This is a genomic window from Cupriavidus sp. HMR-1, from assembly GCF_000319775.1.
Taxonomy (GTDB): domain Bacteria; phylum Pseudomonadota; class Gammaproteobacteria; order Burkholderiales; family Burkholderiaceae; genus Cupriavidus; species Cupriavidus metallidurans.
In genome coordinates this window covers 52,475-63,832 of sequence record NZ_ANKP01000229.1, presented here as the reverse complement: position 1 = coordinate 63,832, position 11,358 = coordinate 52,475, and the positions used below count along the sequence as shown (strand labels likewise).

Below are 11,358 nucleotides of genomic sequence, written 5' to 3'. Positions count from 1 at the left end.
AGCCAGTATCGGCGCCTGCGATGTCAACAACATGTCACATCCACGCGCGACGATGTTGCCCCGGCTCAAGCGCCGACCATACCACCCAGAAAAAGCGTTCCACCACGGACTCCACCATGACCACCACCCCGCTCGCCGAGCCCAGCGATCTGACCCGACGCAGGTTCCTGCGCACTTCCCGGCGCTTTTTGGGCCTGGGCGCCAGTCTGGCGCTGGTTGGACCGGCGGTGCTCGCGGCCCCGGCCGTGGTGTCGAACGGACGCCCGAACACGCCCGACGGCATCCAGCTTGGCGATCCGTCGGATGACGGGCTCGTGGTCTGGGCACGCGCCGAGCGCCAGTCGCGCATGGTGGTCGAATACGCCACCGAGCCGGGTTTCCGCAATCCGATGCGCATTTCAGGCCCGCTGGCGACCAGTGAAGCCGACCTCACCGCCCGCACCTTGCTGACCGGCCTGCTGCCGGGTCAGCAATACCACGTGCGCGTCGCATTCGAGAACCCCGAGCAACGCCGTGGCTTGGGTGCCTGGACGGAGGGTTCGTTCCGCACCCCGTCCCAGCAGGCCGATCGCCCGATCCGCTTCGTCTGGTCGGGCGATACGGTCGGCCAGGGCTGGGGCATCAACCCCGACCTCGGCGGGATGCGCATCTATGAAGCGATGCGCCAGCGCAACCCGGACTTCTTCATCCACAGCGGCGACACGATCTACGCGGACAGCCCGATCACGGCCGAGCAGAAAGCCGAGGATGGCCGCATCTGGCGCAACCTGGTGACGGAGGAAGTCAGCAAGGTCGCCGAGACGCTGAAGGAGTTCCGCGGCCGTCATCGCTACAACATGATGGACACCAACGTGCGCCGCTTTGCGAGCCAGGTGCCGCAGATCTGGCAGTGGGACGACCACGAGATCACCAACAACTGGTCGGCCTCGAAGGATCTCTCCGGCGACGCGCGCTACACGGAAAAAGACGTGCGCGTGCTGGTGGCGCGCGGCAGCCGCGCCTTCCTGGAAAACGCGCCGATGCGCTGGCACCGCCAGGGGCTGGCCGAGCGCGTGCATCGCAAGATCGGCTACGGACCGTTGCTGGACGTGTTCGTGCTCGACATGCGCAGCTTCCGCGGTCCAAATGGCTATAACCGCGAGACGACCGAGAGCGCGGCCACGGCATTCCTCGGCAATGCGCAGCTCGAATGGCTGGTGGCGGAACTGATGGCATCGCGGGCCACCTGGAAGGTCATCGCCGCTGATATGCCGATCGGCCTTGGCGTGCCAGATGGCAAGGACGCTCAGGGGCGTCCGCGCTGGGAAGCCATCGCCAACGGCGACGGTCCGGCCCTGGGACGCGAACTCGAAACCGCGCGACTGCTCACGCGCATCCGACAAGCCGGCATCAAGAACGTGGTGTGGGTGACGGCGGACGTGCACTATTGCGCCGCCCACCACTACTCGCCGGAACGCGCGGTGTACAAGGATTTCGATCCGTTCTGGGAATTCGTGGCCGGCCCGCTCAATGCAGGCAGCTTCGGCCCGAACCCGCTCGACAACACGTTCGGGCCGCATGTCGCATTCCAGAAAGCGCCCACCGCGCAGAACATGTCGCCGTTTGCCGGCTATCAGTTCTTCGGCGAGGTCAACATCGACCCCGCCTCACGCGCGCTGACCGTCGATCTGCGTGACCTGAACGGCGTGTCGCAGTATTCGCAGACGCTGCAGGCGCAGGCCTGAGCGTCCTCGCGAAGCCGCCGACCGAAACGCCGGACGGCGGTATCAATCGCCGGTATCAATCGCCGGTATCAATCGCCGAGATCAATCGCTCTTGATACCGTTGTCCTGAATGACCTTGCCCCACTTCGCGTAGTCATTGCGCATACGCGTGGCGAACTGGTCAGAAGGCAGGTACGAGGCCACGGTGCCGGCGCCCAGCATCTTCTGCTCGACAGTCGGATCGGCCAGCGCCCCCTTGAGCGCGGCCGACAGCTTGGCCACGATCTCCTTGGACGTGCCGGCCGGCGCCAGCAGGCCACCCCACGACGCGGCGTCGAATCCCGGGAAGCCCTGCTCGGCTACGGTCTTCACCTCGGGCGCGAAGCTCACGCGCTTGCTTGACCCCACCGCGATTGCGCGCAGCTTGCCCGCCTTGATGTGCGGCAGCGCGGCAATCATGTCGGAGAACATCATCGGCACCTGTCCGGCCAGCACGTCGGACATGGCCGGCGCGCTGCCTTTGTAAGGCACGTGCTGCACGTCGAAGTGGCCGAGGTTCTTCAGAAGCTCCGTCGACAGATGACCGAAGCTGCCATTGCCCGCGCTGGTGTAGTTCATCTGGCCGGGATTGGCCTTGGCCTTTGCGATGTACTGCTGCAGGTTGGTCACATCGGGCAGCGCGTGCGGATTGACCACCATCACGATCGGCAGCTCATACGCGTTACCGATAGGCGCGAAGTCCTTGAAGATGTCATAGCCCTTGCGCGGCAGCAGATACGGCGCCAGCAGCGTCGGCGTGGCAAGCATCACGATCGTGTAGCCGTCGGGCGTGGCCTTGGCCACGGTCTCGGTGCCGATGGTGCCCGACGCCCCCGGACGATTGTCGATGACGATCGGCTGCTTGAGCGTCTCGCTCATCTTCTGGCCGATGATGCGCGCAGCGGTATCGGTGGGACCACCGGCCGGGAACGGCACGACCAGCCGGATCGGCTTGTCCGGGTAGTTCGCCTGGGCCTGCGCAGCGGCAGGGACGAACGGCAGCAGTGCCGCCACGGCGAGCGCGGACAGCGCCAGACGGCGATGGGTACGTTGATGACGGTGACTACGGTATTGCACGGTGCTTCCTCCAATTGCTGCCGGCGAACAGGACACGCCGGCCTGCTTTCTCGTTCTTGAAAATCCGTTTCAGAGCTTCATGACGCCCGGCCGGAACAGCCGCGCGTCCATCAGGCGCAGGTCATCGGCCACGGCGACCGGCGTGGCGCATTGATCGAGCACGTCGCGTTGCAGGTCCACGCCGGGAGCGATCTCGACCAGCGTCAGGCGAGCATCGCCCTGCGCGTCAGCGCGCATTTCGAATACGGCACGCTCGGTGATGTAGAGCACCGGCACGCCGAGCGACGCCACGTACGGGCCGTTGAAGCTCAGGTGCGATACCTCGGGCACGATCTTCTTCACACGACCCTCGCGCGCGATCCGCAACTGGTCCTGCTCGACCCGTATCTCGAGGCCACCGGCTGTCAGCGTGCCCATGAACACCACCGCGCGTGCGCTCTGGGTGATGTTGATAAAGCCGCCAACACCGGCAATCAACGCACCCTCGCCTTCCCCGAACTTGCTCACGTTGACGTTGCCGTGCCCGTCGAGTTCAGCCAGACCGAGGATCGCCAGGTCGATGCCGCCGCCTTCGTAGAAGTCGAACTGCGCGGGCTGGTCGACCACCGCCTCAGGATAGGCCGACGCGCCGAAGCTCAGTCCATCCGCCGGCGTGCCGCCGATCGGACCGGCTTCCACGGTCAGCGTGAAACCGCCCAGGCCGGCCTGATGCGCCAGCGCGCCAACCGCGGCCGGCATCCCGACACCCAGGTTCACCACGCGCGGTTTGCGTGCCGCTAGCTCCATGACGGCGCGCCGCTGCGCGATCGTGCGCGCATCGAGTTGCGCCGACGCATCGGGCAGCACCTCGGCTTCCTTCGCCCGCTCCGCGGCCTCGGCGGCTTCACCGCGCCAGGGCCTGACGTAGGCTTCGTTGTAGGCCTCGGCAAACGTCATCAGGTGATGCCCGGGCTGTTCACTGACCACCACGTAGTCCACCAGAATGCCCGGCACGTGGATGGCCTGCAGGGTCTCGTGGTAGTCGACCACCGACTCCACCTGGGCGATCACGATGCCGCCCGAGTTGTGCGCGGCTTGCGCCATCGCCAGCAGTTCGTGGTGGAAGGCCTCGCGATGCGTGCTGAGATTGCCGCGCGTGTCGGACGCCGTGCAGCGGATCAGCGCGCAATCAATGCGGAAGCTCGGGTAGAACAAATATTCGTCGCCACGGAAGTCGACCGCCTCTACCCAGTTCGCTGTACCGGCGGCAATGGCATCGCGGGCACGCTGGTTGACCGCGCCACCGTGGTAACGCGCGTCCTTCTCGACACGAGGATCGACGAACGTATGCAGACCGATCTTGGTCAGCACGCCGGGCTTACCGCCTGCGATGGCCCGATAGAGATGCGTGAGCACGCCCTGTGGCAGGTTGAAGCCTTCGCACTGTTCGTTCATCGCCAGCGTGGCCAGCCGCGTAGCGGAGCGCCAGTGACCGCCGACGACCGCGCGGGTCATGCCGACGTTACCGAAATGGTTCACACCACGGGCGCCCCGGTCGCCCTGCCCGGCCGAATACACCAGCGTCAGGTCCCGTGGCAGGGCCTCGCGCAAGAAACGCTGCTCGAGCGCCTCGGTCACCCCTTCGGCGTGCCCCGCCCCGACAAACCCGGCGCTGGCCACGGTCCAGCCGCTCTGCACGAGCGCGGCCGCCTGCGCGGTGGTGATCACCTTCATTGCTGTCTCCTGGTTCTTCTGGTTTTTCTGGCGTTTCCGGACTGTCCTGCCATCGTGGTTTTCGCCGAACCACGTTTTGCGAACATTTGTTCGGAAAACGCATATCATACGGATCGGCAGCCCGGACGCAAGCCCGGTCTGACCCTCGGATACCTTTGATTGACTTCCACGCCAATGCCTGACGACCACGCTCCGGAGATCCCGAAGAAGGAAGAACTGCTCGACTCGCTGACCAAGGGGCTTGCCCTGCTGCGGCTGTACGCCAGCGGCGTGGAGCGTCTGACGATGCAGGAGGTGGCGGAAGAACTCGACGTCACCCGCGCAGCCGCGCGCCGGCTGCTGCTGACGCTGGCGCACAACGGCTACCTGGCGCAGGAAGGCCGGCAGTTCGCCCTGACTCCAAAAGTGATGGATCTGGGCTACGCGTACTTTGCGTCGATGAACCTGCCGCAACTGGCCCGCCCCTACTTGCAGACACTCTGCGCCGAAGTCGGCGAAAGCTGCTCGGTCGGGATGCTCGACCAGGAATCCGTGGTGCTGGTCGCGCGCGAGGAACCCAGCCAGCTACTGCGCGTGGACATGGCCATCGGCCGCCGGATGCCGGCATATGCACACTCGCTCGGCCGCGTGCTGCTGGCGGGGCTCGACGCTGAAGCGCTCGACGCCTATCTCGCGCAAGCTGAACTCAGGCAACTGACGCCATTCACGATCAGTTCGGGCCCCGCGCTGGCACGCAAGCTCGAAGCGGTACGCGCCGACGGCTTCTGCACGCTGATCAGTGAATTGGCGGATGGCTTCGCCGGCATCTCGGTGCCGCTGCATGACCAGACCGGCAAGACCGTGGCTGGCCTGGGCCTGAGCATGGTGCTAGGTAGCCGCGATCAGGCTTATCTCGAAAAACACTACCTGCCGCCTCTGCGACGCACGGCGGCGCAGATCGAGTCGATCCTGAAAGCACGCTGACGACACACTGCCAACGCGCAAACGGCCCCGAAAGGAAAAAGCCCCGCTGGCCGGGGAGGTCGCGGGGCTGAAGTGGTAGCGGGGCAAGGATCCAGTCGCCCCAAGGGCTATCTTGGTGGAAGACCTGCGGCTCGGCATCACCCGAATGTGGGGAAAAGCGTGGGGTAACGCACCTAACTTCCGCGAAAAGTCATGCGAGCGGCAGATCCTGGAACGGAGCGAACCGTTCGACCGCCGACGTGAACGCCGCCAGCGCCGGATGCCGCGCCGGGTCGACCGCGCCCGGCAACATGGCCTGCGTGAACGTCCAGACCACGGCAGCGGTCAGTCCTGCCTGATCAAGCGCACGGGCGTCGGCCGGCACCGGCATCTTGGCGATCTCCTGCTCCAGCAGCTCAAACGCGGCCGCGCGCTGGCCGTCGATCCGTTCCAGCCAGGGCTCATGCTGCTTGGCTTCGGGCCGAAGGTTGTGCTCATAGACGTTCTGGACCACCTTTTCGCAGGCCGCCAACGCCAGGCCAATCGTGCGCAGCGCGCGCTGGCGATCCACCAGACCCGCAGGCATCAAGCTGCGGCCTGCCAGCGTTTCCGCGTAGTCGATGATCAGCGTCGAATCCATCAGCACAACGCCGTTATCGCAAACCAGCGACGGCGCCTTGACCACCGGGTTGATCGCGCGGAACTGATCGAAAGTACGGAATACCGACACCGATTCATGCGTGAACGGCAGGTCGAGCAGGCGCAGCGCGATGGCGGCGCGGCGTACGTAGGGAGAGTCGAGCATCCCGATCAGTCTCATTTCCTTGGCTCCGGTGGCTGGGTGACGCGGCGATTTCCGCGCCGGGACGCATACGATAGCGCAGCCCGGACGCACATGCAGCGTGCCGCACGTGACAGCACATGACCGCGTCGCTCAAGCAACCCAATGATCATTTCGATCATATCAATGATTGAACTGGTCAAAAAATCGCATTTCGCCTACACTTCGCCCCTGAATTGATCGATTCAATCAATTCATTGATCAAAACACACAGGCTGCCGCGCACCCCAGGCGCGGCTGGAGACGAACATGCAGATTCATATCAAGCGCGCCATCGAGCGCGTGCCGGGCGGCATGATGATCGTGCCGTTGCTGATCGGTTCACTGGTTGCCACCTTCGCGCCCGACGGCCCGAAGTTCTTCGGGTCGTTCACCAACGCGCTGTTCACCGGCGCCCTGCCGATCCTGGCGGTGTTCTATGTCTGCATGGGCGCCAGCATCAACATCAAGGCCACCCCATACATCGTCAAGAAAGGCGGCGTGCTGTTCGCCACCAAGGTGGGCACGGCAATGCTGCTGGGCGTCATCCTCGGTCACTTCCTCGGCGAGTCGCCGATCAGCGCGGGCATGTTCGCCGGCCTCTCCACGCTGGCCGTGGTGGCCGCGATGAACGACACCAACGGCGGCCTGTACATGGCGCTGATGGGTCAGTACGGCCGGCCCGAGGACGTCGGCGCCTACTCGATCATGTCGCTGGAATCGGGGCCGTTCCTGACCATGGTGACGCTGGGCGTGGCCGGTCTTTCGGCATTCCCCTGGCCGACACTGGTTGGCAGTATCCTGCCGCTGATGCTGGGCATGCTGCTCGGTAACCTCGATCGCGAGATGCGCGACTTCCTCAGCAAGGCCGTTCCCGTGATGATTCCGTTCTTCGCGCTGGCGCTGGGCGCGGGCCTCGATCTGCACAAGGTCTGGCAGGCCGGCATGCTTGGCCTCGGCCTGGGTGTGGCAGTGGTGGTGGTCACCGGCTTCGCGCTGTATATCGCGGACCGCCTGAGCGGCGGCACGGGTGTGGCGGGTGTTGCGGCGGCAAGCACCGCGGGCAATGCCGCAGCGGTACCCACGCTGGTGGCGGCAGCCAACCCCGCCTATACCGAAGCGGCCAAGAGCGCCACGATTTTGGTGGCCGCCTGCGTGGTCGTGACCGCCGTGCTGACGCCGCTGGTCACCGCATTCGTGGCACGCCGGGTAGCCAATCGCACCAGTGCGGCCGTGGCCAGGACCACCGCATGACCTGGCTGATCATCGCCGACGACCTGTCCGGCGCCGCTGACTGCGCGATCGGCTTTGCCGCGCACGGCGCGCGCGCGGTGGTCACACTCGACGTGGCCGATTCCGTCGGCATCGCCGATGCAGAAATCGTGGCGGCTGATGTCGATAGCCGCCGCATGACGCCCGAAGATGCCACCACCAGCAACATCGACGCCTGGCATCGCGGCGACGGCCGGCACCGGCGTCTGTACAAGAAAATCGACTCGACCCTGCGCGGCAACTGGGCCGCCGAAACGGTGGCATTGCAGCCGCTGGCAGGGCTGGCGATCATCGCGCCGGCGTTCCCCGCGACGGGGCGCACCACGCGCGGCGGCCGCATGTTCGTCAACGGCCAGCCACTGGAGGACACCGACATCTGGCGCCTGGAAGGCCTGAACGGTCACGCTGACATGGTGGCACTGCTCGCCGCGCGCGGACTGGCCACGGCACTACTGCCGCTCGACGTCGTTCGTGCCGGCGCCCCGGCCGTGCTCGCCGAGTTGCGTGCGCGACAGGCGGACGGCATCGCAGCAGTTGTCTGCGACGCCGAAACCGAACAGGATCTGGTGACGCTGGCCGACGCCTCGAGTCAGCTCGACACGCCGGCGTACTGGGTCGGCTCCGGCGGACTGGCGCGCGCGCTGTCCACCGTAGCGCAGGTCTCGCGTGCGGAGACGACATCTCCGCTCACGTATCACCGGGGTCCGATGCTGACGATGGTCGGCAGCATGTCGGGCATCTCCGGCAAGCAAGCCGCCTACCTGTGCGAGCGGGCGCGAATGGAAGCCCTGATCGTGGCGCCGCAGACGCTACGCGATGGCCCGGGCCATCCCGCATGGACCACCACGCGGCAATCGATCACGACATGCCTGAGCGCCGGCCGCGATCTGCTGCTCAGCATCGGCCGCGACGATGCCTTCGACCCGGCCGAAGGGTCGCGGCTGTCGACCGCGCTCGCGCAACTGGTTCTGCCCTCCTTCGAACATGTTGGCGGATTGATCGCCACCGGCGGCGAAACCGCGCGCGCCATGCTCGGCGCGGCCGGTATTGCCGCGCTGGCATTACGGCACGAGGTCGAACCCGGCGTGCCGCTGTCCGACACCATTGAATCCCTCCCTGGCGCGCCAGCGCGCCGCGTGGCCACCAAGGCCGGTGCATTCGGCACCGAAGCCGCGTTGTGGCTGGCGTGGCAAGCCATGCGCCAGAACTGAACCGCCCCACGAAACGGGATAAAGACAAACATGAGCGACTACATTCCTGTCATCGGCATCACGATGGGTGATGCCACGGGCATCGGGCCCGAAGTCATCGTCAAGAGCCTGGCCCACGAAACCGTCTACGCCCAATGCCGCCCGCTGGTCATCGGCGATGCGCGCCGGCTCGAACAGGCAGGCAAACTCGTCAACTCGGCCCTCAGGATCCGCGCGATCCAGTCGCCCGAGGAAGCACGCTTCGAGCCGGGCACGATCGACTGCATCGACCTGGGCCTGATCCCCGAAGACCTGCCGTTCGGCAAACTGTCCGCCGTGGCCGGCGACGCCGCGTTCCGCTACATCGAGCGCGCGGTCAGACTGGCGCAGGAAGAAAAGATCGATGCGATCTGCACCGCGCCGCTGAACAAGGAAGCCCTGCACGCGGGCGGCCACAAGTTTCCGGGCCACACCGAGATGCTGGCGCACCTGACCGGCACGCCCGAAGTCTCGATGATGCTCGTCGCGCCGAAGCTGCGCGTGATTCACGTCACCACGCACATCGGCCTGCTGGATGCCATCCGCAAGATCGAGCCCGGTCTGGTACAGCGCACGATCGAGCGGGGCCAGGTGACGCTGCAGCGCGCGGGCATCGCTGCCCCGCGCATCGGCGTCTGCGGCATCAACCCGCACGCTGGCGAGAACGGCCTGTTCGGTCACGGCGAGGAAGAGCAGAAGATCATTCCGGCCGTGGAAGCACTGCGCGCGCGCGGCTGGGACGTGGAAGGCCCGCTGCCGGCCGATACACTGTTCTACCGCGCTGGCCGTGGCGATTTCGATCTCGTGGTGGCCATGTATCACGATCAGGGCCATGGCCCGGTCAAGGTGCTTGGCCTGGAAGCCGGTGTGAACATCACCGTGGGCCTGCCAGTCATCCGCACGTCGGTGGACCACGGCACGGCGTTCGACATCGCCGGCAAGGGCATCGCCGACGAACGCAGCCTGCTGGAAGCGTTGCGCCAGGGCGCGGAACTGGCTACCCGCCGCGCGTGAGCGGACCGGCGGCCCAGCCACACGGCGACACGGCCACACGGCTTGAGCCAGCCACCGCTGCGGTAAGATCGGGGATCGTTTGCGATCCCCTTTTCTCTTTTCCCATCCATGAAAGCCGCCGACCGCCGCCGCGCTATCCTCGAACTCGTACTGTCCGGCGAGGATGCCAACGTTGAACGGTTGACCAGCAACCTCGGCGTATCCGAAGCAACGGTGCGCCGCGACCTCACCGCGCTGGCACGCGAAGGGCGCATCGTGCGCACTTACGGCGGTGCCGCGCCGCTGATGCAGATCGGCGGGCACGAACCCGAGGCTTCGCTCGAGGAACGCAAGGCACTGCAACGCGACCAGAAGGAGTCGATCGCGCGCATGGCGGCGACCTTTGTCGACGACGGTGACGCCGTGCTGCTCGATAGCGGCACCACGGCGGCCGCGTTGGCCCGGATGCTCGCCGCGCGTTCGGACCTGCATGTCTACACGACGAACCTGCTTGTGGTCACTGCTCTGGCCGGCCTGCCCGAAGTCCGCGTCACGCTGATCGGCGGCGATGTGCGGCCATCGAGCATGGGCACGTTCGGCCCGCTGGCACAGTTGGCGCTGTCGCGCATCAGCGTCGACAAGGCATTCCTGGGCGCCGACGGTGTCGTGGCTGGCGTGGGCCTGTGCGAGGCCAGCGCCGAACAGGCTTATCTGAAGGAATGCATCATCCGGCAAGCCGCCGATATCTTCGTGCTGGCCGACTCGACCAAGCTGGGCCGCGCCCGCCAGCAGCATTGGACCCCGCTGGAACGCGGATGGACGCTGGTGACAGATGGCGATGCCACCGCCGACCAGCTAGAACCGTTCCGCGCGCTGAAGCAGGTGCGCGTGGCGGTCGCGAGTTAGCGTCGCGCCGCCCGCGCTTGCACATCCGCCCTCCGGCGTTCAGCCGCGACGATGGCCGTTGTGCTTGTCGTGGTAGATCTGGCCGCTGGCATGGTTCTCGGCACGATTGATCGAGCGTTGTTCCCCCGCCCCGACATGGCCGTTACGGCCCGCGCGCGCTTCTGCGTGATCGACATGCGCCTGGCCACGCTCGAGTTGCGCCGTCTCCCGGTTGGTCAGCGAGCCATTTTCCACACCATTGCGGACACGCGTCTCCTGATTGATATTGCGCTGGACGTCGGCCTGCATCCGCTGTGACGACACGCTGTCCGGGTTGCCGACCTTGCCGTTGTGGGTATCACGCGATATATCCTGGCTCACTCGGTTCTGCGCGTTCTGGATGCGGGCCTGCTCCTGCGGCGAAAGCTTGCCGTTCTGCAGCGAATTGGCTTCCATGCGATCGACCTTCGACTCCTGCTGCTCCAGGCTTGACGCCTCTCGCGTGGTCAGCGTGCCCGACTTCAGGCCATTCTCGATACGCTGCTGCTGGTTGACGTCGCGCTGGGTGTCGTAGGTCACCGCGCCGGTTTGCGCGCTGGCGATACCCGAGAGGGTGGCTGCGATCAGGCCAGCAAGAAGAACGGAATTGCGCTTCATGATTGATTCCTCCACATACGTTGTCAGG

The 11,358-nt window shown here is 65.9% G+C and carries 10 protein-coding genes; 6 read left to right on the top strand and 4 right to left on the bottom strand.

Annotated elements, in window-relative coordinates; translation table 11 throughout:
• The first annotated feature begins 116 nt into the window (after window positions 1-116).
• Complete coding sequence (locus tag D769_RS22835; RefSeq protein WP_008649912.1) at window positions 117-1,724, top strand: alkaline phosphatase D family protein; 1,608 nt, start codon at window positions 117-119, stop codon at window positions 1,722-1,724.
• 81 nt (window positions 1,725-1,805) lie between these two features.
• Here D769_RS22835 and D769_RS22830 read toward each other — a convergent pair whose 3' ends face one another.
• Window positions 1,806-2,819 carry a tripartite tricarboxylate transporter substrate binding protein gene (locus tag D769_RS22830; protein WP_008649910.1) on the bottom strand — a complete coding sequence of 338 codons (1,014 nt, stop codon included), beginning with the start codon at window positions 2,817-2,819 and terminating at the stop codon, window positions 1,806-1,808.
• 69 nt (window positions 2,820-2,888) lie between these two features.
• On the bottom strand, window positions 2,889-4,532 hold the full coding sequence (locus D769_RS22825) for an acetyl-CoA--acetoacetyl-CoA transferase (RefSeq protein ID WP_008649901.1): 1,644 nt from the start codon (window positions 4,530-4,532) through the stop codon (window positions 2,889-2,891).
• Between the two features lie 159 nt (window positions 4,533-4,691).
• On the opposite strand from D769_RS22825, the gene D769_RS22820 reads away from it, so the two are divergent.
• Complete coding sequence (locus D769_RS22820; RefSeq protein ID WP_234707116.1) at window positions 4,692-5,495, top strand: IclR family transcriptional regulator C-terminal domain-containing protein; 804 nt, start codon at window positions 4,692-4,694, stop codon at window positions 5,493-5,495.
• Window positions 5,496-5,685: 190 nt separating this feature from the next.
• Here D769_RS22820 and D769_RS22815 read toward each other — a convergent pair whose 3' ends face one another.
• Entirely contained in the window at window positions 5,686-6,294 is a 609-nt protein-coding gene (locus D769_RS22815) for a glutathione S-transferase (RefSeq protein ID WP_008649896.1), read from the bottom strand.
• 270 nt (window positions 6,295-6,564) lie between these two features.
• On the opposite strand from D769_RS22815, the gene D769_RS22810 reads away from it, so the two are divergent.
• The 4 genes from D769_RS22810 (at window position 6,565) to D769_RS22795 (ending at window position 10,694) form a co-directional block, all read left to right on the top strand.
• Window positions 6,565-7,548, top strand: a complete 984-nt coding sequence (locus D769_RS22810; RefSeq protein ID WP_008649893.1) for a 2-keto-3-deoxygluconate permease — start codon at window positions 6,565-6,567, stop codon at window positions 7,546-7,548.
• Window positions 7,545-8,777: a four-carbon acid sugar kinase family protein gene (locus D769_RS22805; protein ID WP_008649891.1), complete on the top strand. Its 1,233-nt coding sequence runs from the start codon at window positions 7,545-7,547 to the stop codon at window positions 8,775-8,777. Before D769_RS22810 ends, D769_RS22805 begins: the two co-directional genes overlap by 4 nt.
• A 30-nt stretch (window positions 8,778-8,807) precedes the next feature.
• Window positions 8,808-9,809, top strand: coding sequence for a 4-hydroxythreonine-4-phosphate dehydrogenase PdxA (pdxA, locus tag D769_RS22800; protein ID WP_008649889.1), 1,002 nt, complete (start codon window positions 8,808-8,810; stop codon window positions 9,807-9,809).
• A 108-nt stretch (window positions 9,810-9,917) separates the two neighbouring features.
• Window positions 9,918-10,694: a DeoR/GlpR family DNA-binding transcription regulator gene (locus D769_RS22795; RefSeq protein WP_008649888.1), complete on the top strand. Its 777-nt coding sequence runs from the start codon at window positions 9,918-9,920 to the stop codon at window positions 10,692-10,694.
• Window positions 10,695-10,733: 39 nt separating this feature from the next.
• Here the strand turns inward: D769_RS22795 and D769_RS22790 are convergent, their stop codons facing one another.
• Entirely contained in the window at window positions 10,734-11,330 is a 597-nt protein-coding gene (locus D769_RS22790) for a hypothetical protein (RefSeq protein WP_035884849.1), read from the bottom strand.
• Window positions 11,331-11,358: the final 28 nt, after the last annotated feature.